Here is a 26774-nt window from a genome sequence, read left to right on the forward strand (position 1 = left end):
CGAAGCGATTTCTCTGATGGGAGGACGAAATGGACGATTTCAAATTATGGTACTCTACCCCTGCGGTTACGTGGGCTCAAGGTCTGCCGTTGGGCAATGGAAGAATCGGTGCGGTGGTTATGGCCGATGTGCATCGCGAGGTGTGGAGCATGAGCGAGCTTACGTACTGGTCCGGCCAAGCGGACGCGGACTCCGCGTTTGCTTCAACGGGAGGCAGAGCAGCGCTGGATGAGATGAGGCATCATTTTTTCTCCGGCAATATCGATGAAGGCGATCGTTTGGCCAAGCAGCATCTGCAGCCGCCAAAGCGGAATTACGGCACAAATCTTGGATTGTGCGAAGTGGTGATCGAATTCAGCGATACCGACGTGGACAGCTATGAATATGCAAGCTTCAGGCGGGAACTCGATCTAGGCGAAGCGATAGCAAAGGCAGAGTGGGTGAGCAAGGGCACTACGTTGTCTCGCGAGGTTTTTGCCACACATGCGGATGACCTTGTCGCCTCAAGAGTGTGGAGCAACGTCTCGGGAAACGTATCGTTTACCCTTTGGCTGGAAGGAAGTACGGAGTCGTTTCAGGCGATCGCCATTGATGACAGTACGCTGGGTTTCAACGGACAGGCAACAGAAACCGTGCATAGCGACGGGACTTGCGGGGTAGGGGCCGAAGGCTGCGTAAAGGTAGTTGTTTCAGGCGGCACGGTGAGTGAGCAAAATGGGCGAATGACGGTGATGGGTGCAGATGAGGCAATCATCTATTTTACGGTCAGCACAGACTACCGCCGTATAGGTTCCGATTGGAAAAAGGAGAGCCGTTTCACGCTGGATCAGGCGCTGAGGAAAGGATATGCGCGTTTGCGACAGGACCATATCGACGATTACGCCGAGCCATTCGGCAAGGTGCGCATTCAGCTGAACGGCCCGGTGCATGCCGACCTGCCTACCGACCAACGCATCCGGTCACTGGCGCAGGACGGGGATGACGACCCGCAGCTGTTTGCATTGTTCCTGCAATACGGCCGTTATTTGACCATTGCGGGCTCACGCAGTGATTCCCCGCTGCCGATGCATCTCCAAGGGGCTTGGAATGACGGCGAGGCATGCCGCATGGGTTGGAGCTGCGATTATCATCTGGATATCAATACCCAGATGAATTATTACCCGACGGAGATCGCGAATCTGGGGGAAAGCCTCCTTCCTTTGTTCAATTATATCGAAGACTTGGCGGAGGCAGGCCGATCGACGGCTCGACAATTATACGGCAGCGACGGCTGGGTGGCCCATGTTTTCTCCAATGTGTGGGGCTTCACGCTTCCCGGCTGGGAAACGTCATGGGGGCTGAATGTTACGGGGGGATTGTGGCTCGCATCCCACTTGATCGAGCACTATGAGTACCATCAGGATCGCGAATTTCTGGAAAGCACGGCCTATCCGGTGCTAAAGGAAGCGGCCGTTTTTTTTCTGGATTATATGACAGTCCATCCGAAATATGGCTGGCTGGTGACAGGCCCGTCGAACTCCCCGGAAAATCATTTCTATGCCGATAATGCCGGATGTACCGTTCACCAGTTGTCCATGGGTCCAACGATGGATCAAATGCTGGTGCGCGAGTTATTCGAGTTTTGCCTGACAGCGGCGAAGCTGCTGAATCGGGATGAAGGGCTTAGAACCAGGCTGGAGGAAGCCACTGCCATCTTGCCGCCGCTGCAAATCGGCCGGAAAGGTCAGCTTCAGGAGTGGTTGGAGGATTATGAAGAAGCACAGCCGGAGCATCGGCATTTGTCGCACATGGTTGCCTTGTATCCGCGGAACCGAATCACGCCTGAGCGGACACCGGAGCTGAGCAAGGCAGCGCGTGTGACGCTGGAGAACCGGATGTCCCAGGAAGAATTGGAGGATGTCGAATTTACGGCCGCCTTGTTCGGTCTGTGCTTTGCCAGGCTGCATGACGGTGAGACGGCATACAGACATATCCGCCATTTAATAAGCGGACTTTGCTTTGATAACCTGCTAACCTATTCGAAGTCGGGGATCGCGGGGGCGGAGAGCAACATATTTGTCATTGACGGGAATATGGGAGGTACCGCTGCCATTGCGGAAATGCTGCTGCAGGGCGATCAAGGAGAGATCCGTTTGTTGCCTGCGCTGCCGCAAGCATGGAGCACGGGAACCGTATCCGGTCTTCGGGTCAAAGGCAATGCCGAGGTGGATATGACTTGGGAGAGCGGCAAGCTAGCGTCGGCAACCATTCGCACATTATCGACAGGAACGTTTACCGTGTGTACGCAAGGGTTTAAAACGACGTTTCAGGCTGAAGCGGGTGGAAGAACTCATTTCAACGATAGACTGGAACGGGTCGAATAACGATATGAGCCTGCAACCCGTCATGCGTTTTGATTCATGGTTGGAATGATGTTAACGATCAGAAGGAATACAACCGTTCTTTAAGCCGTTCATAAGCCGCCTTGGAGCGGCTTTTTCTGTTGTTTCTTGCTTAGATTAACTTGAGTAAACTGCCTGCCCAACCATCAACACCTGTAAATCAAGCACTCAACATGAAAGGATCCAACATTGACGCTCCTTCCTTGGAAGCGTTTTAATTATAGTAGTTACGCAAGAGGATCAAGGGGAGGTCATCATATGATGCTAAAAGTGAAAACGCTTCGATGCGAACATTTCAACAATCCGATTGGGCTGGGGTGCCCGAAGCCGCGGTTAAGCTGGCACATCGAATCCGACAGCATGCATGTCACGCAGAAACGGGTCCAACTGCAGGTCGCTTTGAATGCGGCATTCGATTCGCTGATCTGGAACCATTTCGCTTACTCGGAGCAATCCGTTCTTGTTCCATACGAAGGGCCGCCGTTGGAATCGGGCCAACGATATTATTATCGGGTCAAAGTATGGGCCCAAGGGGCAGGGGATGCGGAGCCGCAAGAGTCCGCGTGGAGCGAGCCGGCATTTTGGGAAATGGGGCTGCTGCATGAACAGGATTGGAAAGCGCAATGGATCACTGTCCAGAAGCGAAGCATCCACGAAGGCTTTCAGGCGCGGGCACCATTTGCGACCACCAAAACTTTCTCGGTAGAGGGCAAGGTTAGCAAAGCCGTTATTTATGCGACCTGTCTCGGATTGTATGAATTACAGTTGAATGGGCAAAGAGTAGGCGAGGCCTACTTCACCCCGGGATGGACGGATTATAACGATCGCATACAGGTACAGACCTATGACGTCACCGATCTTATTGGCCAGCAGCATAATTCCATTACAGCAACGGTGGGTGAAGGCTGGTACAGCGGTTATCTAGGATGGCAAAAGCGCAAGGACACGTATGGGGATACCAATGCCTTGCTGCTGCAAATGAAAATTAGCTATGAAGACGGCCGCACCGAGCTGATCTGCTCCGATGCCACTTGGGAAGAAACGGGCTCCGCCATTCTGATGTCGGACATCTATAACGGCGAAATTTATGATGCAAGGCTTGCGTTGCCGAAAGACGGAAATCCAACCGTGAATGAACGCAAAATGATGAAAGTCATGCCGTTTCCTTTGAGCCATCTGGTTGCCCAGGAGAACGAACCCGTGCGGATCATGAATCGTCTCCGACCGGTTGAACTCATTCGAACGCCCAAAGGGGAGCTTGTGCTGAACTTGGGGCAAAACATGGTGGGATGGCTGGAATTCAAAGTCAAAGCACCAAGGGGCACGACCTTGAATCTGGTTCACGGCGAGGTATTGGATCAGGAAGGAAACTTTTATCGGGATAATATTCGGGATGCGGCACAGCAGATTACGTACATCTGCAGCGGAAATGGCACGGAAACGTATCGGCCGCATTTTACGTTCCAGGGCTTTCAGTACGTGAAGCTTGAAGGTTTTCCGGACGGGATCACGATTGAAGATTTCACCGGCGTTGTACTGCATTCGGGTATGGAGTCGATCGGTACGTTCGAAACGTCCGATCCCAAGCTCAATCAGCTGCAGCATAACATCGTTTGGGGACAGAAGGGGAACTTTCTGGATGTGCCGACCGATTGCCCGCAGCGTGATGAACGGTTAGGATGGACCGGTGATGCGCAGATTTTTGCGAGAACGGCCAGTTTCAATATGAATGCGGCTTCTTTTTTTCGCAAATGGCTGAATGATTTGGCTTACAACCAGATGGAAGACGGGGCGGTTCCTTTTGTCGTTCCGGACGTACTTAAAGGGGCGTTTGCAGATAACACAGGGATAACGACAGCGGCTTGGGGAGATGCAGCCGTCATTTGCCCGTGGACGATCTATCAGTGTTATGGCGACAAGCAAATTTTGGCTCAGCAATACGAGAGCATGAAGGCTTGGGTCGACTACGTACGAGCACAAGGAAACGAAGAATGTCTATGGGATACCGGACTGCAGCTCGGAGACTGGCTGGCATTGGACAGCGAGGAAGGAAGTTATTTCGGGGCAACGGACGGAACGTTGGTCGCCACGGCCTACTTTGCGTATTCAACGCAGATCGTCGCGCAAACGGCCAAACTGCTCAATCGTTATACCGACTACAAAACCTACAAGTCTTTGCACGAAGGCATCAAAGCGGCATTTGCCGCCCGATACTTCAACGAGGCAGGCCAGCTCACCTCCAAAACACAGACTGCACAGGTCATCGCTCTGCACTTTGATTTGGTGCCAGAAGAGCATAAAAAGCAAGTCATCCAGGAACTCGTTCGGCTCATTGAACAGAAAAATATGCATCTGGATACCGGTTTTGTCGGCACACCATATCTTTGCCTGGTTTTATCCGACAATGGCTATGCGGATGTAGCCTATACATTATTGTTCCAAAACGATTACCCTTCATGGCTCTATCAAGTTGAACGGGGAGCAACGACCATGTGGGAGCATTGGGACAGCATCAGAGAGGACGGATCGTTCTGGAGTACGGCGATGAATTCGTTTAACCACTATTCATATGGTTCGATCGGCGATTTCATGTATCGCAGCATTGCGGGAATCGATCTGATGGAGGCGGGTTACAAAAAATCGCGAATCGCCCCCAAACCCCCGGTTAATCTGACGTCGGCACGCGGCAAACTGGAAACGCCATATGGAGCCCTTGAGGTTCAATGGCAAATCGTGGAAGGGGAAATGCTGCTTAAAGTGAATATCCCGCACAATACAACAGCCGTAATTACGCTGCCAGGCGTAAAGGAACCGGATGTATTGCAGCGGACCATTGCCGCGCAGTATCCTTCGATTGCGAATCCGCCAGTTAACATTCCGCCGGAATTGGCCGGGAAAATGGGGATAGAGGGGAACGCGGAGGTGTTCTGCAACAATGGAGAGAACGGATTGACATTTACAGCAGGTTCAGGACAATACAGGTTCCAGTATAAATACGAGCCGGCTCTTGCCCCCGTGCATGCATCCAGAAGATAAATCGCGTAAACTAGAGGAGAGACTTGTCATGAAGACGAAAAATCGCATTTTATTCAAAACAGCCCTGCTGTCCATTTCCTTGGTCTTGACGTCAGCGAGTGCCATTTCGGCCATCATTCCGATGATGCTGAACCAGTTATCGGACGTATCCAGTTCCCTGATCGAAAGCGTAGTCACGATCCCTTCCTTCTCCATGATGCTGTTTGTGCTGCTGAGCGGCCCGATTTCTTCAAGGTTGGGCAAGAAAAATACGGTGATGCTTGGGCTCCTGCTGGTGCTGGCCGGGGGAATCCTGCCGATGTTCACAACAAATATCACTTGGATTCTCGCGTTACGACTGGTACTCGGCGCCGGGCTTGGCATATTCAACTCGCTTGCCGTCAGTTTGATCAGCGACTTTTTCGAGGGAGACGAACGGGCCCAACTGGTGGGATTCCAAAGCGCCGTTCAAGGGCTGGGAAGCAGCCTCGCTACCTTTGTAGCCGGACAGCTTGCCTTGATCGATTGGCAGTATGCTTTCTTATGTTATGCCATTGCGCTGCCTATTGCGTTGCTGTTTTTCCTTGTCGTACCTGAACCAAAGCGCGCCGAGCCTGTTTCACAGACTCCAGCAGAAACGGGCACCAAAAGCCGTGGAGTATCGATGCCCGTGCTTGGACTGAGTGCCGCATTGTTCCTGTTTATGACGTTTATCATGATCGTGTACACCAAAACGGGCATTATGATTAGCGAGAAAAGCATGTCGAATGCCGGATTTTTGGGGACCGCATTCACATTGTTTTCCTTGTCGTCCATGGTCGCCGGGTTCTTGTTTGGCAAAATATATACATGGTTCAGAAGTTACGCCCCGTTTATTTCAAGCTTGTTGACGGCAGCAGGTTTTGTGCTGTTGTGGGTTTCCCAGAGCGTAACCATGGTGACGATCGCTATGCTGATCATTGGATTCAGCTTTGCGTTGTTCATCCCTTATATCTTTACGACGCTGACCAAAATCGTGCCCAAAGGCAGCGAAACGATTTCCATATCAATTGCGATGGTAGGCTCCAATTTGGGAGCGTTTGCTTCACCTTATGTCATCAACGCAGTCGGCACGATGTTTGGCAATGGCACTGCATCATTCGCATTCCTCGTATCTGCCGTCGTGTTCACGGTTGCTGCGGTGATCTGTCTGGGAATTGCCGTCAAAGGAAAGGCAAATCGAGATCAGGCAGCCGTGCTGGGCGGGTAACGGATTCTCTTTGAAAGCAATCCATCCACGGGCAGTCCGCTGCCCGCTTCTCCATGATCTAAGCAAAGAGGGGGTGTCGTTCATGGATCTTCAAGAGCTGGATCGCTTGCTGCGAACCAAAACGGACATCGAACGGTTGCAGCAGCGGAACAATGAGGTCATCAACGATCTTTCCGCAGAATCCGAAGACGAACGGTATTTCGACATGCAGCGGAAGATGTATCGCATGCCCGCATCGTTTTTCTTTGGCAAACACGATATTTATATTAAAAAGCATAACCGCTTCGCTCCGATGCTGGAACACATGCACGAATTCATCGAGTTGAACTATGTGTATTCGGGAACGTGCCATCAGATCATCGCCGGAAAAGAAATTCAGCTGGGCGAAGGCCAGATGTGCGTGCTGGACAGGGATGTGCCTCATAGCATCGCCCCGCTCGGGGAGAACGATATCCTCATTAACATTTTGCTGCAAAGGGAGACGATCTCTTCGCTGTTTCTGCAGCGCTTGTCGAAGAAAAAAAGCTTGATTGGCGAATTTCTGGCCAACTCGGTGCTTCAGCATCAGCACCATGATCACTTCATTATTTTCAAATCCCAGGATCACGACAACCTGCAATATATTTTGCGAAGAATGTTGATAGAGTACTATTCCGAGCAGGACGATTCGATGGAATTGGTGAAGGCGTACATGCAGATCGTGTTTGGGGAACTGGTCCGCGTATTGGAAAGCGAGCACAACATTCGCCTGAACGAGCAGGAGAACAACATCACGGCCATTTTGAATTACATGGAGGAACATTACAGGAATTTGAGCCTGCAGCAATTGTCCGACCATTTTAGCTATAACAGTACCTATTTGAGCAACAAGTTGAAAAAGGTAACCGGTTTGACGTATACACAGCTGATTGCCAACATCAGGTTGAATGCAGCTTATTCCTTGGTCGTGAACACCCAATTGCCGTTTGAGACGATTTTCAAACAGGTCGGCTATGAGAGCATGAGTTTTTTTTATAAAAAGTTTAAACAAGTTTATGGGGCTACCCCGCAAACCATTCGCAACAATCCGTCGGCCGCGTTCTGAAAGCAGACATCTGGCAGCGTTGGTTTGTTTTAAGTTCCAATAAAGAAAAGCTCTTGCCCGGAGTGACGGACAGGAGCTTTGTTCTATGAAAAAAATGCGGCAGGCCAGAGCACGGTTACAGATGGATATTCAGCCATGGTTCAAGCTTCTTTTTTAACGTTTCCTTGTCGTATTGCACATATTGATTTGCCCGGTTGCGGGTCGGATCTCCCGCATAGAACCGTTCATAAAGATCATGCCTCGCTCCAAGCGGACTGCCCGTTATATCCCAAGCAAGCTGGAACAGGCGAATTTTTTCTAAAGCTTGCATCGTCGTTCCGCCAAGGTATTTGTCCAGCAAAGGTCTCAACGGTTCATTACGATCGAAGTTTCCGGAGGGAATCTGGATCAGCCCGCCTGCAGCGATGGTTTTCAAAATTTCCACGGCACGCGGATAATACCGGCTTCCCAAATTGCGGGCGGTTTCGATGAATTGGAATGAAGGAAGCCAGTTGCCATGCGCGTCCGATTTGGCCTGGGCTTCAGAAGCGATGATCAGTCCCTCGATAGTTTGCATCTGACTGATCATCTCCCCAAGCTGTTCCTGAACGTTCAGGAAGGAATCCACGCCGATTTCGTTGGCAACCGCCGAGGTTACGGCCGTTATGAATTCCAGTTTTGCATGCAGACGAATGATGCTCTGGTGGTAAGCCAAGCTGGACGATGCGGCATTGCTGCGGATCTGCCACAATGCTTCCGGATTGTTATGTATGAGCACACGCTCCCAAGGGACCAGTACGTCGTCGAAAAAGAGGATCGCGTCCATTTCATCATAATGTGCACTGAGCGGATGACTTGGGTCGGGGGTCTTCGCAGCAAAAGATTCCCGGCATACCAGGTGCAAGCCCGGACTTGAGACAGGCACGATGACCATATGGGCCAGCTCCGGACGATCTGCCGGAATTCGCTGTACCGGATAAACGACGATATCATCTGCATAAGGGGCCGCAGTGGCCACCATTTTGGCGCCACGAAGGAATATGCCTTCGGCATTTGTTTTAACAACGCGCAGCATGGCGTCCTCATCTTGGCCGACAGGCAAGGCTCGGTTGATCTGCGGATTGCGCTGCACAATGGTCAAGAACGCGTCTTTTCGTTTGGCTTCCTGATAGTAGGCTGCTAATTTGTCTGCATAATAAGGATCGTATATTGCCATGTCATGGCGAGTCGCATACCAGCCAGTCAGACGGGAGCGGGCGTAGTCCGATAATCGGCTCATGACGCCATGGGTCCGGTCAGCCCATAGCCGAAAGGCACCCGCTCTGCGTTGGATATCGTTAGGGGAGAGGGGGAGTTGAAAAGCGCGGTGAACATATCCTGCCGTCTGCTCGTCCCAAAAAGCGACCGTATCCCTCGTTTCGGGTTCATCCGCCAGATTGAACAATCGTTCTATCGTTTGCAGCGTTCCCTGAAAAGCCGGGTGATGGGGAATGCTGACACGTTCACCGTCCAACCACACATTCCGATCGTCATTTAATCTGTGAATATATGCTTGTCCACGAGACATCGTTAAACTCATTATGTATGAGCCTCCTTATTGGCATAAGCTGCGAATCCTCGAGAAGCCAAGTTAAGTGAACAAAAGAAGTTGGAATTCGATACAATTTGTATCTTCTGAAAGAATAACGCTCCTTTGTCCGAAAAGTCAACGTTAACCGTCTGATGCAGCCAATAAGCTCGGCCATGGATCACAGCCAGGGTAGGACCAGATTCAACGAAGGTCGAAGTATCGCTTTCAAGAGAACATCAAGGACAACAAAAAAAGATGTTCCTCTCAACAGGAGGAGCATCTTTTCCTTTTTCAATAACAAGGTATGTTCAGTAATATCAAAAAAGAATTGAACTAAAACAAACGCCATGATATACTCAATAGCGTCATTGACAAAACAAATAAATTGTGTTACTAATTTTATCCCTAATTTAATTATACACTCTGGATTTGGGATTGTCAATGCTCTTTTTCGCCCAACAACTTGGAAGAGGAGCGTGTCCTAAACGTGATCAAGAACAATGCTTGGCATCAAGAACAGGAACGGCTGGAACAGGTCAAAATTAAACTGCAAGCGAGAATGGATGAACTGGAGCCCGAGGTTGCAGGGCTGGGAGATCAGGCCAGCGACATCCGCAAACGCTTCTGGGAAGAAGTCACGATCAATACGGCTACGGATGAAGACTTCGAGGAAACCTTCTATACGATTAAACAGCAATCCGCAGTGCTGGCAGAAAGGGAACGCAGTCATAAGCGGTTGGTCCAGCAATGGAACAATATGAAGCGTTTGTTAACGTCCCCGTATTTTGGACGGATCGACTTTCACGAGAAGGGGCTTAACTCCAGTGAACAGGTGTATATCGGGGTTTCTTCCTTCCTTGACGAAGACGGGTTGAATTTTTTGATCTATGACTGGCGTACGCCCATCGCGAGTTTGTACTACGACTATTCTCCAGGGCCAGCCTCCTATGTCACGCCGGTCGGAAAGATCGAAGGCACGATGGAGCTCAAGCGGCAGTTTCAGATACAGAACGGGAAAATTCGCAACATGTTTGACGCTACCGAGACGATCGGGGACGAGTTATTGCAGCAGGTGCTCGGCAAAGGCGCGGACTCGCAAATGAAGAGCATCGTGGCAACGATCCAAAAAGAACAAAATGCCATCATCCGCGACGACCATCACCGGATGCTCATCGTTCAAGGTGCAGCCGGCAGCGGCAAAACTTCTGCGGCACTGCAGCGGGTCGCGTACCTGCTCTATAAACATCGTCAGACCATCAGGGCGGATCAAATCGTTCTTTTCTCGCCGAATCCGATGTTTAACAGCTATATCTCCACCGTCCTTCCGGAGCTTGGCGAGGAGAACATGCAGCAGACGACGTTTCAAGAGTATCTGGACTATTGGCTGGGTTCCGCACTCCGTCTGGAGGATGTTTTTGATCAGATTGAATATGTGCTGACTGCGCGAGGTTCGGCAGGATATGAGGCCCGCATTCAAGGCATCGAATACAAAGCTTCCGAGGTTTTCATGCAAGCCCTGCAAAACTATGGAGTGTGGCTGGGGCAAGAAGGCATGCAGTTCAACAGCATCCGGTTCCGGGACCGTGAGCTGATTACGTCAGAGCAAATGAAGACGACATTTTACGGTTATGACCGTTCCTTGTCCGTGGTTAACCGCATCGCTCTTTTGCAGGAATGGCTGCTGAAAGAGCTCGCATCGCTTGAGCGTGCGGAACGGGATGCGCCTTGGGTAGAGGAGGAATTGAGTTACCTCGATAATGACCAATATGCGGAAGCTTACCGCTCATTGCACAAAGAAAAGGAATTGTTGGATCTAACGGAGCACTATGCCGTCGTTCGTGAGAAAATAACCAAGCAGCGCCGGGGCGATGAGGGCGATTTCGACTATGCCGTAAAAGAGGAACAGTTGCTGCGCCGCAAGGTCGTGAAAGAACGCTTTGCACCGCTGAGAAGAAGCGTAAGGAAATTTAAATTTGTGAATGTTCAACGCATATATGCCCAATTGTTTGCTGACGAGTCCGTTTATCGGGAGAGAACGAATGGCGCTGCAACGCCTCCGCTTTGGTTGGAAATATGCAAACAGACCAAGGAAAAGCTGATGAGGAACGAATTGTTTCATGAAGACGCGACGCCGTATCTGTATGTCAAGGAAATGATCGAAGGAGTCCGAACGAACACGGATATTCGGCATGTCTTTGTTGATGAGGGCCAGGATTATTCACCCCTGCAATATGAATATTTAAAAAAGCTTTTCCCGCGTGCCAGGATGACGGTGCTGGGCGACTTCGGGCAAGCGATCTTCTTGCAGGCGACAAGTCTGGACGCAGATGATTCGCCGCTGCTTCGTCTTTTTGGGGAAAACGAAACCAGACTTATTCGTCTTGTGCGCAGTTATCGTTCAACCCGGGAAATCGTCGAATTCACAAGATTGATGCTTGCGGACGGAGAGGGGATTATGCCATTTCAACGCGGAGGCCATAAACCGATCCTGGTGCAAACGGAAGGTGCGGATCAGCGCTATTCGCAAATCTGGGCAGACATCGATGGACTTATGGCCGAAGGGTTCGATTCGATCGCCGTCATTACGAAGAGTGCATCCGAAAGCCGGGAGGTTTACGAATCGCTGCGTGTTCATGGAGGTGAGAAGCTTCGCTTGATCACAAAGGATACCTTGGGATTTCATAAAGGAGTCATGGTGATTCCCGTATATCTCGCCAAAGGTGTCGAGTTCGATGCCGTCCTGATCTACGATGCTTCACCCGAAACATACGCGCAGGAAAACGAGCGAAAGCTTCTTTATACCGCGTGTACGCGGGCCATGCATCGTCTTCATCTGTATACGACCGGTGAATGGTCGCCGTTTGTGCAAGCACTGCCCGCGAATTTGTACGAATTGCGTTCTTATTGAAAATTTCAATATATGCGGCAATTGACGCTCGTACGGTATTGGTGATAGCTTATATACATCGATATTAAGCCAATAATTTCAATGTGAATGAAGGGGGTATCATACATGACGCATATAGTGCAAGCTGCCGCTGAAGATGTGCGCAGCAAGGATTCGGAACAATTGATTCGGGAGTTAAGCATCGAATTGGGTGCATTATATGGCGGCGACGGTACGGCTGGTTTCTCGCCGAGCGACGTGGAGGGACCACGCTCGGCCTTTATCGTAGCCCGTCTTGACGGATATCCCGTCGGTTGCGGGGCAATCAGGCCGCTTGACGAAGATTCGGTGGAAGTGAAACGGATGTATACCCGCTCGGATTTCCGGCGCAAAGGCGTGGCGCAGGCGATATTGGCCGAAGCGGAGCGGTTGGCACGGGAATTCGGCTATAGCAACCTGAAGCTGCAAACAGGACCGAAGCAACCGGAAGCGGCAGCGCTTTATGAACGGGTGGGTTATTATAGAATCCCGATTTTCAGCGGTGAATGGGAGGAAGTGCTGGCGTATCAGAAAGATGTCGTGCGCGAGCCAGTTTAATGTTTGGGCTTGTAACGCGTGGGCACAGTGACCAAATAAATATGAAATTGGAGATTACTTTTACTTTGCGAATAGAAAAAGTATACGAATACGATATAAACGATGAATTGCAATCAGAAATACAAGATTTATTGATCGCCAGTTTTCCGGATGTGTACCCTGAGCACCGGATTTATTTCAAGCAATTGCCGCATTTGCGATTTCTGGTTTACAACCAGGAAGATCGACTCGTCGGACATGTTGGATTGGATTACAGAGTCATGAATTTAAACAAGAAACCGATCAGGGTACTCGGCGTCATTGATTTATGTGTCTCACAAAGCGCCCGTTCCCAAGGAATAGGCTCGTCCTTGCTGGCGGAATTGGATCAATTTTGTGCAGGTCGAAATATTGACTTTATCCTTTTGTTTGCGGATAACATGACTTTATATTTGAAAAATGGCTACAAACCGGTGAAGAACAAATGCAAATGGTTGAAAATCGATGATGGATTTCAAACTTCCATTGGCTTAGGCCATGAAGCCATGGACGAACTGATGATCAAAAAAGTAGGCAAGATCGATTGGGAAGAGGCGGATCTGGACTTATTAGGCTACCTCTATTGAGGAGGAGAACGTGGGGTACGTTTGTTGAACAGGAGACGACGACTGATCTTAAAACGGTTAACCGGCAGGGCCGATAAAAAAATAATACCGAAGAGAGTCGCGCAATTTGCGGCTCTCTTTTCATATTTATAAGAAATAACGCTGAAAGGAGGACAATGTAGTCAAACCTTTCACGGGCCCATATCTCCAATTTGATGATACGGCAACAATCCGTTTACCTTCTGCTTACATTGTTAGCGGGGGCAGATATGCCCGTTACAGCGGGGAATACAGGCAGGACACGCATCCGTGGGGTTGTTGGCGATCATATGCAGCGGCTTGTTTGGTCAAAGTCATCTTGTTGAAGTTATCTGTTCATTTTACAGAACACATCATTTTACGCAACGATCGTTGAATGCCCAGGACTTGCTTTTCCTGTGATCCACAAGGGTGGTGGAATATTCCTGAGTCGTGAACATTGTGTGACTTCCTACGCTCTTAGGGGGAAGGGGGGGCGGACCCTGTGGCGAGTTATTATTGAAGCAAAAAAGCGTAAAAGCGTATATATGAGCATATGAGAAAGTGTTAGTAAAACGTTAACAAATGTAACTCTATGTCAAAATTTTGATATACGCTTTCATTCCGTTGATCTTGTCCGCAACGTCCCTTATATTAACTTCGTTACATACACACAGAGGGATGGTGGACAATGTTGTTCAGGAGTAAAGGAAAGAAAATGCTGGCCATGCTTGCGCTGGTTCCGCTGACGACAGGCTTGGTAGCGGGAACAATCATGCCTGCAGGGACGGCACATGGCGATCCGGTAACGGGAAATAACCCCGTATCGACAACGGATGTCACAGGATCGTGGCAGACGGGAGATCTGCATGTGCATACGTTTGAGTCGGATGATGCACAGAATTCGCTCAAAAATGTGCTGGACAACGGTCTGAACAAGTATGGGCTGGACTGGATTGCGATTACGGATCATTTGCGGACGTCCAAGCGTGATGCTGACGGTAATGTCATAAAGAACGGGCCTATCCCCATGTCGCTCGGCATGAATGAATATCAAGTTCCGCAGATTAAAAAGCTGCAGGAAGAGGGGAACTACGCTGGCAAAACGATATTCTCCGGTTTTGAGTGGGACATGCCCACACACGAACATGTCGGCGTAGGCATTCTGACGAATGAACCCAATTTCACCGAGGCACTTGAAGCGGCCAAGGAATTTGAATATCGGTTCACGAATCGTGATGCCAATATGTTCGACGCCGAGGATGTAGCCAAATGGAATGCGGAAGGAGCCCGTGCCTATTCGACGCATCAGGATGCGCTTACCGCCATTGAATGGCTCTCCACTCATTATCCGATGACCAGTTATGCCATGATTAATCATCCTTCGCGCGGCAAAAACAAATATACGATCGCCGATTTCCGCGATTTCAACGATCTGGCCCCCGAAGTGGTCTTCGGTATTGAAGGTATGCTCGGCAACCAGATGGAACCGGATCGCGGCGGGTATAACACCTCTTACAATACATCGAATCCAACCGCCGATGACGGCTACAAGTACCGCACATATGGCGGTGTCGATTACATGGTTGCCAAAGTGGGCGGTCTATGGGATGCATTGCTTGGAGAGGGACGCCATTTCTGGAATTATGGCAACTCGGACTATCATTTCAAAACGATTGACCCGAATTCCAGCGGTTATTTCCCGGGCGAGTATGCCAAAACCTATGCTTGGGTAGAGGGTTCGGGCATGCAAGCGGTGCTTGACGGACTGCGCTCCGGCAAATCATTTTCCGTATTTGGAGACTTGATCAATGCCTTGGATTTCACGATTTCAAGCAACGATTCCCAATCCGAAATGGGCGAGGATTTGCAAGTGACCCAAGGGGACGACATGGAAATCAAGATCCGTTTCAAAAGCCCGTCGACCAACAATTATGAAAATCCGATCAACAGCGGCATCAAGGTAGGGCAAGCCCCTGTCGTGGACCATGTTGACCTGATCGCCGGCGATGTGACCGGCAAAGCCCGAAAAGGGACACCGGAGTACAGTAAGGATACCAATGATTCTACCCGCGTGTTGGCAACGTTCACCTCGGATGATTGGACGACGGACGCGGAGGGATACAATGTCATCACGTATAAGATCAAAGCATCGGATAAAGATCAATATTTCCGTTTGCGCGGAACGAACCTGGGCATGAACGTGCAGGGAGAAACGGTAAACGGGGAACCGCAGCTGGACCCCAAAGTAACCACGGCGGATGCTGCAGCCCGATTCAATGAAATCAACGATAACAATTATCGCGATCTGTGGTTCTATTCCAATCCGATTTTCGTAAGCGCAGCGCCATACAGTGATGAGCAGGCCGTTAACGATACCATTCAGGGCATCGATCTGGGTGATCTGAACGCGGTCACAACCGACCTTACGCTTCCTGTCAGTGGCGAACATGGCGCAGCGATCCGTTGGTCCAGTTCCAGACCGGAGCTGATAAACGATGAAGGCAAGCTGTTAACCCAGCCGGATAACAATGAGCAGCTGGAGCTGACGGCAACCGTAAGCCGCGGCGGCGTGACGGATACAAAGGTGTTCAAGATCATCGTCGAAGGACGGAACAATCAGGCATTGGTGCTGAAAGGAACGATGACCACGGCGGATGCGCAGCCGTATCGCACGGACACATGGACCAACCAGTCTGTCACGTTGAGCGTCACCAGCGCGGTATATGCTCCGGCAGCTTCAGCGACCATAGAGTTGTCCCGGGATGGGGGAGAAAGCTATGAATCCTATGAGGAAAATACGCCGGTTGAAGTCACCGAACCTGGTGAACATTCACTCTTGTTCAGAGCTACCGATAATCTGGAACAGCAGTACACACTCCCGCTTATCGTCAAAATTGATCGGGAGATTCCGGTGATTATGTTACAGGGCAGCAGCCAAATGACCCTGAATGTAGGAGATACGTATAACGAGCCTGGTGCACAGGCAGCGGACAATGTGGGCATCGACGGTTCCGTGAAAATAGAAGGCACAGTGAATACGCAAGTACCCGGAATATATACCATTCGTTATCATGCGAAGGATTTTGCCGGAAATGAGGCACAAGAGGTAACGCGCACGGTGACTGTGCAGCCTCGTTCGAGCGGCGGAGGTTCCGGAGGAAGCGGCGGCTCTGGCGGCAGCAGCGGAGGCGGCAACCCGGGCAGCAGCACAGGTGGCAGCTCGCCGGCTGAACCTGCCAATCCTACAAACTCTACAAATCCTGCCAATCCGGGAGCGGAACCAGCTCCTGTGACCGAGGTCAAGATAGAGACTGGACCGGACCAGGCCGTGCGCACAGGCATTGATAACAAAGCTCAGTTTGACGCACCCGTTGGAACATTTCCAGGAAAGGAGACACTGCAACTTTCCCTGGTTCCTCAAGCCGGATTGCCTGGTGCTTCATCGCTTAACGTTCTGGGAGAGGGAATCAGGATTACTAGAAACGAAGGACGTATTCTGAATAAGGACGCTTCCTTGACATTAAATTACGATTCTTCCAAACTATCCGACGGTGAACGCCCAGCGATCTATTATTACCATGAAGACCGCAAAAGTTGGGTATTCGTCGGCGGAGTCTCTCACGCCGCAGGCAGCATCACGGCAGATGTGAATCATTTGGGCACGTTTATCGTGGCCGGTTATGCACCGAAATCTCTTGTCGATCTGAATGGACATTGGGCGGCTGACTACGTGGATCGCTTGATGGGGATGAACGTCATTCAAGGTTATGGCGACGGCAGCTTCCAACCGTCCCGGAACGTCACGCGCGCGGAGTTTGTAACATTGCTCAGCAAAGCGCTGGCATTGAAACCTGCTGCGTCGGCTGTGGACTTTGCAGATCAAACAACGCTGCCGTCCTGGGCTCGCGCGTATATTGCCGCTGCCGTAGAGGCTGGCATTGTAAAGGGATACGGCGATAACACGTTTAAGCCGGATCGTACGATTACCCGGGCTGAAATGGCCGTATTGCTCGCAAACGCGCTGAAGCTCAGCAGCGAGGTTCAAGTTGACACCAGCGGCCAAAATGGCAAGGCATTCGCGGATGCTTCGCAAACGCCGGCTTGGGCGCAGGAGGCTATGGATGCAGCGGTTCAAGCAGGCATCGTGGAAGGTTACGCCGACCATACCGTGCGTGCAGCAAACATGACAAGCCGTGCCGAAGCGGCAGCCATGATCTATAAGCTCCTGTCAGCTTTGCATATTTAAGATTGAACTCAAAGAAAAGCACCCCATTGCGGGTGCTTTTTCGTTGATATGGCGGACACCCGGCTGATCCAATCCGGTTAAACGCCTTTCTTTATCGATATGTTGATCATGAAGAGCTCTATACGGTTCACTCGAAGCGGAAATCGTCATCCGTCAGCGGTTCTACATTCAACGCACGAACGTATCCGTTGCCTTTTTTGGAGAAAAAGTCATGCTGCTTGGTGTGTGTGCTGATTCCGTTCAATACGATCGGGTTTACTTCCGCGTCTTCGAACAATGGCTCAAAGCCCAGGTTCATCATCGCTTTGTTGGCATTGTAACGAAGGAAAGCTTCCACGTCATCGGTTAAATGAATCGGCGTATACAATTCTTCGGTGTAACGCAATTCATTCTGATGTAGGGTCTGAATTAAATCGACCAGGTGCTGATAAAGCTCGTTCTGTTCCGCTTCGTCCAAACCGGCGTATATTTCTTGGGCCAGCACGCCTACGTATACGCCATGAATGCTTTCATCCCGCAGGATCAGGTCGATGATTTCACCGCTGCACGTCAGTTTGCCCTGCCCGGCCAAATAGAGCGGATAGAAGAACCCGCTATAAAACAAATAACTTTCCAGAAGCACGGAAGCGGCCATGGCCATGTATAAGTCTTTGGGCGTTTCAATGCTGGTGTAGTACTGGCGGATGATCGAAGCTTTCTTTTGCAAATACGGATTTTGTTCGACCCACCGGAAAATTCCGTCGATTTCCTCGGTCGTTGCCAGCGTCGTGAAAATGCTGCTGTACGACTTGGCGTGAATTTGCTCCATCATCGCCATAAAGCCAAGCACGGCCTTGCGTTGGAGTCCATCAACATGTTCCATGATTTGCGGCATGCCCACGCCGCCCTGAATGGTGTCCAGGAGGGTTAATCCCCCAAGGACTTTCATGTAAGCTTCTTTTTCCTCATCGCTGAGCGTTACCCATGTCATCTTGTCATCGGATAGAGGGATTTCATCATCGATCCAAAATTGCATAATATTTTGATTCCAGAACATCAGCGTGAAATCATCATCCGGGCGATTCCAGTTCACGGCTTGAATAGGCTGCATCTTATATCAAACTCCATTCGTCATACCCGCAGGTAAATTAGTTTAAATCGAACAAGCGATGCACTCTTCCATCGTCAGCTTGTTCGTGCGTGTATAATACAGGGATTTTAACCCTTTATGAGCGGCATACAGGTAACAGCGGGCCAGGTCCCGGGTAGACACGTCGCTGTTGACGTGGAGAATCGTCGAGATCCCTTGGTCCACATGAGGCTGAATTTCTGCAATCAGATCAATCACTTTGAACTGGTCCATTTGATACGCCGATTTGTAATAGAACACATTATCCTTCTGCAGGTAAGGCATCGGGTAGTACGTCGTCGAATTCGCATAGGTTCGCGTTTCGATCTGTTCCACGATCGGCATGACGCTGGAGGTCGCGTTTTGAATGTAAGAAATGCTTGCCGTCGGCGCGATGGCCATTCTGTAGGCATGATATAGGCCGTGTTCCTGCACTTTGGACTTCAGCCAATTCCAATCATCCGTTGTCGGAACGAATATCCCCTTGAACAGCTCCTGCACTTTTGGCGTGCTAGGCGAGTAGTCCGTAGACAGGTACCGATCGAAATAAACTCCTGTCGCATAATCGGATGCTTCAAATCCGTGGAAACGTTGGCCCTTTTCTTTCGCAATTTCCATGCTTTTTTCCAAGGAGTGAAAATTCATCGTCATGAAGAACGTGCGTGCAAAATCCTTGGCTTCCAAACTTTCGTAAGCAATTTTGTTTTTGGCCAAATACCCGTGCAAATTCATGGCGCCGAGGCCGACCGAATGCATTTCCGAATTGGCCTTGGCTACGCCGGGAGCATTGGCGACATGGGTCATGTCGCTGACGGAAGTCAGCGCGATCATGCCCTCGTGAACGGATTCTTTGATTTTGCCGCTTTCCATGACATTCACGATATTGAGGGATGCCAGATTGCAGCTGATGTCTCTGCGAATGATATCGGGCTGGCCGTAGTCCGTAATTTCAGAGGTTTCCTGGAGCTGGAAGATCTCCGTGCACAGGTTCGACATTTTGATTTGTCCCACGTTTTTCAAAGGGTGTGCCTGATTGGCATTCGTTTTGTTAATGATATATGGATAGCCGGATTCCAGTTGAACCATGGCGATTTTGGTGAGCATATCCCGCGCCATCAACGATTTTTTCTTTTTCACGCGTTCGTCGGCGACCAAGGTGTCGTACATCTCGTCCAGATCCATATCATCCAGGTGAATTCCGTAATTTTGGTATACGCTATATGGTGCAAAGAGGTAAAGAGGCTCATTATCCTGGGCCAGCTTATAAAAACGATTCGGAACGATCAACCCGATGGAGAGGGTTTTCAGGCGAATTTTCTCATCGGCATTAATTTTTTTGCTATCGAGCAGTTCCATGACGTCCCAACCGAAAATATTGTAATAAGCCGCACCGGAGCCTTTGCGTTGACCCATCTGGTCCGCGTAGGAGAAGCCGTCTTCCATCAGCTTGAGCACGGGCGTGATGCCTTTGGCAGCACCTTCCACGCCTTTGATGGCTTCGCCCCGGGCGCGCAGCTTGGACAAATTCACGGCAACGCCGCCGCCGATTTTGGACAACTGCATGCATGTATTCAGCACATAGTTGATCGAGTTCAAGGAATCGTCCATTTCGAGCAGGAAGCAGGACACCAGCTCCCCGCGCCGGCTTTTGCCCGCGTTCAAAAATGTCGGAGTGGCAGGCTGCAGGCGCTGTTCCATCATGGAACGGGACAACAAAGAAGCTGTGTCGAAGTTTCCGCGACCCAAATGCAGCGCTACGGCTGCCACGCGATCCGGATATTGCTCCAGCACCGTTTTGCGATCATAGCTTCTCAGCGCGTAATCGGTATAAAATTTCGAAGCTGCCATGTAGGAAGGGAAGCGATGCTGGTAACTGCGCGTGATTTCAAAGATTCGGCTCACTTCATCGGCAGTGTAGGAAGCATAGAAGTCCTCGTAATAATCATTCTCAATCATATAGCTGACTTGATCGTCGATGGTGGCAAAACGCATGCTCTTTTCTTCGATCTCTTTCATGAACTCGGCTACAGCTTCCTGATCCTTATGTAACTGGAAAAAGCCATCGGAGTCGCGCTGCAGCAGCATGTTGTTCAATTCAATATGTTTCAAGGCGGCTTACCTCCTGTTCAAAATGCTCTACGTCTTTTTTGGTGCCGGACAGCTCGAATTTGCTGATTACAGGCACGTTATAGGATGCGGAAATCAAATCCGCGCTTTTGGCGAAACGTTCGCCCCAGTTGCGGTTGCCGCTCGCGGCAACGCCAATCAAATGTTTGGAGTTTTTTTGCAAAAAAGAAGACACCTTGTCAGGTATCTGTCCAAAACCTGTTGTATATGTCACGAGTACGTACGGTTCGTCGATCGTCATTTGACTATTGATCTGGATGGCCGGCATGTGAAGCTTGGAGATGAATCTCTTCACATTGCCAGTGATGGAATCATACACGATCAGCAATATCATTAACCTCCTTAAACGTAAAAGCTATCTATAAATACGCTATATGTAGATTGCTTTTCTAATTCTATATCAATATATAGATTTGTCAATGAATATAAGGTGAACTCTTTCAAAATAGCGATGAGGGTGCATGGAATCAAATATGTGTGAAAATGGGAGAAGGATGAACCCGTTGTCCTGAATAACATTGTATTCCTGATCGATCGATTGCGTGATTCGGTGAGGAAGCGTAAGGAGGAAGGGAGGAAGCTTCGCAGTCGGGAGCGGTGGAACGAGGGGGGGCGGCTAATTTTGTATGAGGAGACTCCATTTTGCTTGGGAGCTGAAGGTTATGTTAGGATACATAAGTGATTGGGAAAAAAATATAGAGGTGAGATCATAGTGAAAATAACATTACATAAGCAGAGCGATGTCGATATTTTAACTGAAATTTGGTACAAAGGCTCGGTTCAAGCCCATGATTTTATCGAAGAGGCTTATTGGCTTTCCAACAAAACCGAAATGAGAGACAAGTATATTCCGATGTCGGAAACCTATGTCATCTGCGATCAAGAAGAAATCGCCGGATTCGTTTCGATGGTAGATGACTATTTGGCAGCGCTTTTTGTCGATCCATCGCGTCAGAATAAGGGATACGGCAAAGAGCTGCTTCGTTTTGTCAAAAGCAAAAAATCAAAAATCTCGCTAAAAGTGTACAAAGAAAATGCCTCGGCCGTACGTTTTTACGAGAAAAACGGCTTTCATGTCGTGGAAGAGCTTCTGGATGAGCACACGGGTCATGAGGAATACCTGATGGAATGGAAAGAAACTGGAACAAATTTGTTTTCTTGATAAGTAAGCGAAAGTTCAATTCGAAAGTTCAATTAGGCATTCACAATAATCGATAAAGGCTCTGCGGGGTTATGTACCTCTAGCAGAGCCTTGTTCTTCATGATGTATTTCAATCTCTTTATTGATACGTTTGTTTGATTGCCAATCTATACGACTTGGGGGCGATCCCCTTAGGTTTCTTGAACAGCTGGGAAAAATACGGCGCGTTGTCTTGCCAACCGGATAACATCAGCGATTCCGGGCGACCGTGCTTGCCGGAGATACGCCGTACACTTCCCGATAGAGCACATCCCTCACTTCTTCAAACTGTGAAGGGGTCAAATGCTCCGGATAACTCATGATCCGGAGTGACAAAGGCTGCTGTCCTGCGCGCAGCGGCGGTTGAACATAGGCAGCCTCCTCTAAATGGAATCCCAAACGCTCGTAAAATCCGATCCTTCTTCGCTTCAGCGAATCCTCGGGCAATTCCACCTCCAATACGATCGGCAGAGCAGACCTCTTCATGAAACGTTCCATCAGCCGCTTGCCGATGCCTCCACCGCGAATGCCCGGGGAAACGGCGATATTTTCAACGTACCGAAACGTCTCGAATTCCCAGCCTGCGAGAAAGGCAATGACTTCGTTCTGTTCATTCTTCTCGGTAAGAAGCAGATATCTCGAATTGGACAACAGCTTCAATTGCTGCGAATATTCACGATACTCAGCCTCCGGAAAAGATTGTTTCATAATGTCGTATACTTGATCGAACTGTTCTTGCAGCATCATACAACCACCCCTGAATGTAATAATCACTTTGGATATTCACCACGATAAACCTTGGTATAATACTAAGGTCAAGCGATCGGTCGCAAGGTGGTGTTATTATGATGGAGCAGCCCCTATTTAAATGGGGGAGTGGTGTAACGGATAGGGTAAGTTCGGAAAAAAAGCATTCAAAAATCCAGTTGTTGAAGGAGGCGAAGCATGGATTATTATTCACCGATGGAAGCTGCTTTAAAAGTAAAACCGTGGCCAAAAAATACGATTGCGGCAGGGCGCCGTCATTCCGTTGGAATTGCATCGGACGGCACCGTGATGGCTGTAGGAGATAACAAACACGGCCAATGTGATGTCGGGGACTGGCGTGATGTGGTGGCGGTTGCTGCCGGTAATGTTCATATGGCGACCAATACGGGAAATGCCCATACGATTGGCCTTTTATTGAACGGAACGGTGGTTGCAGCAGGTTGGAACAAGCATCATCAATGCGATGTAAACGATTGGAACGATATTGCAGCTGTAGCAGCGGGTTGGCGGTACACGATTGGGCTTGGAACCGATGGTACGGTGGTTGCTGCGGGTCGAAATCATGAAGGCCAATGCAATGTTAGCCATTGGCGCGATATTATAGCGATCTCCGCGGGTGACTGGCATACTGTCGGGCTTCAATCGGACGGTACCGTAATGGCTGCGGGCAATAATCGGTATGGCCAATGCAATGTAAACGACTGGGACAATATCGTAGCGGTGGCGGCAGGTTACCTCCATACTATTGGACTAAAGTCGGATGGCACCGTAGTTGCTGCAGGGCGTAATCACGAAGGCCAATGTGACGTAAGCCATTGGAACAGGATCGTCGCAATAGCGGCGGGCAGTAATCATACGATTGGTCTTGGAGCCGACGGCACTGTAAAGGCAGCAGGTTGGAACAAGTACAGCCAATGCGATGTAGACAGCTGGAGGGATATCGTGGCGGTAGCGGCAGGCTGCACGCATACCCTTGGCCTTCAACAGAACGGCATCATGGTCGCTGTGGGAGATAATGAGTACGGTCAATGCGATGTAAGCGGTTGGCGCGGCATTGGACTGCCGGGGGAATCGTTTCGGACATGCAGCAGCGAAATATAGTAAAGAGAATGCCATGGGGGCAGGCCAAACAGGTCTGTCTTTTTTCTTGGTCTTCATTTGTTAACTCGCCAAATCAACCATATCGCAAATTTAACACGATAACCGCTGAGACGACATGAAGACCAGGCGATCTGGCTACAACAAAGGTGTTTCAGTGAGAGATTCAGATTTTGATAGAGTTCAGAATTTAAGATTTAAAAATCCCAAAAATTGATATAAATTTCTATTAGATTCAAATCTTTGCCAAGTTAAGACAGGGGATTCGGACAGGAGGTGGGTTGTTTAGTCATTTCCCGCAGGTTTGAATCGGTTAGAGTCAATCGTTCCACATTATCCTACAGGAGGGATTCCATGCTTTATACCATTATCGTGCCAGTTAACCAGGACTATAACATTCTGAACCTCTTCACCGATTCGCTGCTTCGGACGGTTAGCCCGTCCAGCGAAATCATTTTCATTAACGATGGCTCGGGTGCGGCCGTCCTGCAGCATTTGGAAAAATTGAAGCAGGAAGTCAGAGAAGGCGTAACCATCGAAATTTTGCAGCATGATTTTCCGCTCGGATGTGCCGTATCCATCAATAGCGCGCTGCGCATCGCCAAAGGCGACTATATTTTCTTCCTGGACTCCGACACGATTCTTCAGCCCAACTGGCAATGGATGATGAAAGAGACGCTGGACAGGGATATTACGATCGGCATGACCGGCGGCGTGCTGTTATATCCGCAAACCGGCGGCGTACAGCACTGCGGCATCGCTTTTGCGGACACGATCGGCCGCCATCTCTTCCTGAACGCGTCTCCCGAAGATATCCCGAAAGAGACCTTTTCGGTTCAACTCGTCGTCTTCGCCATGTTTGGCATGAAGAGAGAAGTGTACGAGACGATCGGCTTGCTCGACGAAAAGTTCTTTAATGGATACGAAGACTTCGATTATCAAATGCGGGCACGGGCCGCAGGTTACGATACGGTCATCAATCCCGACATCCTTGCTTACCACTGGGAAAGAAGCAGCGGAATCCACCGAAATTTCAACCGCAAAAACAATCTGGCGCGGTTTTGGAAGAAATGGGGCAACGAAATCGAAGCCGATATCTGGCCGTTCGTATTCGGTCACTTGAAGTCACAGCTTGAAGGCCAAGGCGAAGACCGACATCTGCCGATCGTAGGCATTGATCTCGCCGAGGTGCGCAGCGATGCGGAAACGTTCTGGACGAAGCTGGAAGAAGCGGACATTGCGCCTGTTGCCGAAGTTCGGGACTATTCCAACCGTTTCCATTCGAATGGAGCCATCTGGCTGCCGCAGGTACTCGGCAAGGAACTGATCCATACCGAGAACCGGCTGCTGTTTTTGGTGGACAATTTCGCCCGGCTGCTGGAAAACCGGTATTGGATCGAGATGAGGCATGCCCAAAGGGCCAAAGACCTGATCATCGACTTGTATGGAAATGTCATTACGATGGATCGCATCTACGACGGGTGCTGGCCTGGAACGAAAGTACGCTAATCGAAAAAACCAAGCAAACAGGGAGGTACTGTCTGTGAATACAAAAGAGAGCGCGCTGGAGCGTGCCGTCAGGTTTAACCGGAATCTGGAGTGGTTGGAACAGGTCGAAAAAGTCATCCCGAGCGGATGCAGCACGCTTGCCAAGGCGCCGGAACGATTGTTTCCCGGTCACACCCCCGTCTGCTGCGCGGAAGCTCGCCATTCCCGCTTTACGGACATTGACGGGAACGAGTGGCTGGATTGCGAAATGGCCATGGGAACTGCCTCCTGGGGACATGCCCGGCATGAGATTCAGCTGGCCGTCATCCATCAGTTGAAAAAAGGAACCAGTTATTCCATTCCGGCCGAGATCGAGCTGCAATGCGCCGAATTGATTTTGAAGCGGTTCGAAGGCCGATATGCCTCGCTCCGATTTACCAAAAGCGGTGCCGATGCCGTCAGCGGGGCAGTGAGGCTTGCTCGCGCAGGGAGCGGCAAAAGCAAAGTGATCGCGACGGCGTACCATGGGTGGCATGATTGGTCTGCTTACGGCTACTATGGCCGCGAAACCAAAGGCCGCGGTATTCCGGTGGATATCGAACGCACGACCATCTGGGTGGACAAACCCTCGCCTGAACGCATCGAACCTTTGATTGCATCTTCGGCCGAAGATATTGCCTGCATTGTGCTGTGCCCTAACGAATGGAAACGCGATGCCCTGGAGCGGGTCGTGTCGCTCTGCCGATCGCAGGACATCATCGTCATCTTTGACGAAGTCACCTCCGGCATTCGCATGGGCAAGCAGGCCACAGCGGGGGAGTACGGCATCTGGCCTGACCTGCTCTGCATTTCCAAAGGCATGGCGAACGGATTGCCCCTTGGTGCCGTGCTTGGACCAGAGCATCTGATGTCGTTGTCGGGACAGGTCAAATTCAGCAACGCCCATTCCAGCGAAACGACCGCGCTCGCGGCAGCGATCGCCTGCGAAAAGTTGATGGAAAATGCAAAGACGTGGCCGAGCTGGAGAGAGCCCGCTGCTCGGATCATGGACCGGATCGAGTCCGAACTGGTTTTGCTTGGATTAACCGATCAGTTGGCACTGAAAGGAACCTATGCGAGTTTCTACATCCAATCCATTTCGGAAGACAATTTCCAGGCAGACCCGTTCCGTGAATTTATGGTGAAAAAAATGGCCCACTTCGGCATTTTCACCAAAGGTTATTTCTTGTTCTCGGACATGCATACCCGGGAAGAAATGCTTTGGGTAGAGGAAGCTCTCCTGCAAACGTTGTCGGATTGGAAAGAGGTTCAAAGACAGCAATACCTTTCTCGCGTAACCATAACCAAAAAAATCAAAGTGTAACCCGGATCGGGAAATCGACGAAGGAGGAA

General features: G+C 50.1%; 17 protein-coding genes. 12 read left to right on the forward strand and 5 right to left on the reverse strand.

Annotated features, from left to right (window positions below; translation table 11 throughout):
• The first annotated feature begins 29 nt into the window (after positions 1-29).
• The 4 genes from SNR34_RS14880 (at position 30) to SNR34_RS14895 (ending at position 7729) form a co-directional block, all read left to right on the forward strand.
• Positions 30-2363, forward strand: coding sequence for a glycoside hydrolase family 95 protein (locus SNR34_RS14880; RefSeq protein WP_486182284.1), 2334 nt, complete (start codon positions 30-32; stop codon positions 2361-2363).
• Between the two features lie 279 nt (positions 2364-2642).
• A complete protein-coding gene (locus tag SNR34_RS14885; RefSeq protein WP_486182461.1) occupies positions 2643-5417 on the forward strand; it encodes a family 78 glycoside hydrolase catalytic domain in 2775 nt (924 codons plus the stop codon).
• Positions 5418-5445: 28 nt separating this feature from the next.
• The gene (locus tag SNR34_RS14890) at positions 5446-6645 is read left to right on the forward strand and encodes an MFS transporter (RefSeq protein ID WP_343260653.1); all 1200 of its coding nucleotides are present in this window, start codon (positions 5446-5448) and stop codon (positions 6643-6645) included.
• A gap of 82 nt (positions 6646-6727) precedes the next feature.
• On the forward strand, positions 6728-7729 hold the full coding sequence (locus SNR34_RS14895; protein WP_486182285.1) for an AraC family transcriptional regulator: 1002 nt from the start codon (positions 6728-6730) through the stop codon (positions 7727-7729).
• A gap of 115 nt (positions 7730-7844) precedes the next feature.
• Here the strand turns inward: SNR34_RS14895 and SNR34_RS14900 are convergent, their stop codons facing one another.
• Positions 7845-9287, reverse strand: coding sequence for a 4-hydroxyphenylacetate 3-hydroxylase family protein (locus tag SNR34_RS14900; RefSeq protein ID WP_486182286.1), 1443 nt, complete (start codon positions 9285-9287; stop codon positions 7845-7847).
• Positions 9288-9768: 481 nt separating this feature from the next.
• Here SNR34_RS14900 and helD point away from each other — a divergent pair, with 481 nt between their 5' ends.
• The 4 genes from helD to SNR34_RS14920 all read left to right on the forward strand — a co-directional run bounded on the left by helD (position 9769) and on the right by SNR34_RS14920 (position 17613).
• Positions 9769-12186, forward strand: a complete 2418-nt coding sequence (gene helD / locus SNR34_RS14905; protein ID WP_486182462.1) for an RNA polymerase recycling motor HelD — start codon at positions 9769-9771, stop codon at positions 12184-12186.
• Between the two features lie 105 nt (positions 12187-12291).
• On the forward strand, positions 12292-12762 hold the full coding sequence (locus tag SNR34_RS14910; protein WP_236413950.1) for a GNAT family N-acetyltransferase: 471 nt from the start codon (positions 12292-12294) through the stop codon (positions 12760-12762).
• Positions 12711-13367 (forward strand): GNAT family N-acetyltransferase, encoded by a 657-nt coding sequence (locus SNR34_RS14915; RefSeq protein ID WP_486182287.1) that lies wholly within the window; start codon positions 12711-12713, stop codon positions 13365-13367. The genes SNR34_RS14910 and SNR34_RS14915 overlap by 52 nt, the downstream gene beginning before the upstream one ends.
• 688 nt (positions 13368-14055) lie before the next feature.
• The gene (locus tag SNR34_RS14920) at positions 14056-17613 is read left to right on the forward strand and encodes an S-layer homology domain-containing protein (RefSeq protein ID WP_486182288.1); all 3558 of its coding nucleotides are present in this window, start codon (positions 14056-14058) and stop codon (positions 17611-17613) included.
• Between the two features lie 127 nt (positions 17614-17740).
• Here the strand turns inward: SNR34_RS14920 and nrdF are convergent, their stop codons facing one another.
• From nrdF to nrdI, 3 genes are read right to left on the reverse strand one after another with little or no spacing between them, the layout of a single operon-like run.
• A complete protein-coding gene (nrdF, locus tag SNR34_RS14925; RefSeq protein WP_236413953.1) occupies positions 17741-18703 on the reverse strand; it encodes a class 1b ribonucleoside-diphosphate reductase subunit beta in 963 nt (320 codons plus the stop codon).
• Positions 18704-18745: 42 nt separating this feature from the next.
• Complete coding sequence (nrdE, locus tag SNR34_RS14930) at positions 18746-20830, reverse strand: class 1b ribonucleoside-diphosphate reductase subunit alpha (protein ID WP_486182289.1); 2085 nt, start codon at positions 20828-20830, stop codon at positions 18746-18748.
• Complete coding sequence (nrdI, locus tag SNR34_RS14935; protein ID WP_236413955.1) at positions 20817-21176, reverse strand: class Ib ribonucleoside-diphosphate reductase assembly flavoprotein NrdI; 360 nt, start codon at positions 21174-21176, stop codon at positions 20817-20819. Before nrdI ends, nrdE begins: the two co-directional genes overlap by 14 nt.
• Before the next feature lie 384 nt (positions 21177-21560).
• On the opposite strand from nrdI, the gene SNR34_RS14940 reads away from it, so the two are divergent.
• Positions 21561-22010: an N-acetyltransferase gene (locus SNR34_RS14940; RefSeq protein WP_486182290.1), complete on the forward strand. Its 450-nt coding sequence runs from the start codon at positions 21561-21563 to the stop codon at positions 22008-22010.
• Positions 22011-22238: 228 nt separating this feature from the next.
• Here SNR34_RS14940 and SNR34_RS14945 read toward each other — a convergent pair whose 3' ends face one another.
• Positions 22239-22775, reverse strand: coding sequence for a GNAT family N-acetyltransferase (locus tag SNR34_RS14945; protein ID WP_486182291.1), 537 nt, complete (start codon positions 22773-22775; stop codon positions 22239-22241).
• A 198-nt stretch (positions 22776-22973) separates the two neighbouring features.
• Here SNR34_RS14945 and SNR34_RS14950 point away from each other — a divergent pair, with 198 nt between their 5' ends.
• The 3 genes from SNR34_RS14950 (at position 22974) to SNR34_RS14960 (ending at position 26745) form a co-directional block, all read left to right on the forward strand.
• Positions 22974-23897: an RCC1 domain-containing protein gene (locus SNR34_RS14950; protein WP_486182292.1), complete on the forward strand. Its 924-nt coding sequence runs from the start codon at positions 22974-22976 to the stop codon at positions 23895-23897.
• Positions 23898-24248: 351 nt separating this feature from the next.
• Positions 24249-25403, forward strand: a complete 1155-nt coding sequence (locus tag SNR34_RS14955; RefSeq protein WP_236413960.1) for a glycosyltransferase family 2 protein — start codon at positions 24249-24251, stop codon at positions 25401-25403.
• A 34-nt stretch (positions 25404-25437) separates the two neighbouring features.
• Positions 25438-26745, forward strand: a complete 1308-nt coding sequence (locus tag SNR34_RS14960; protein WP_486182293.1) for an aminotransferase class III-fold pyridoxal phosphate-dependent enzyme — start codon at positions 25438-25440, stop codon at positions 26743-26745.
• The last annotated feature ends 29 nt before the right edge of the window (positions 26746-26774 follow it).

Source organism: Paenibacillus sp. XP01, from assembly GCF_057364885.1.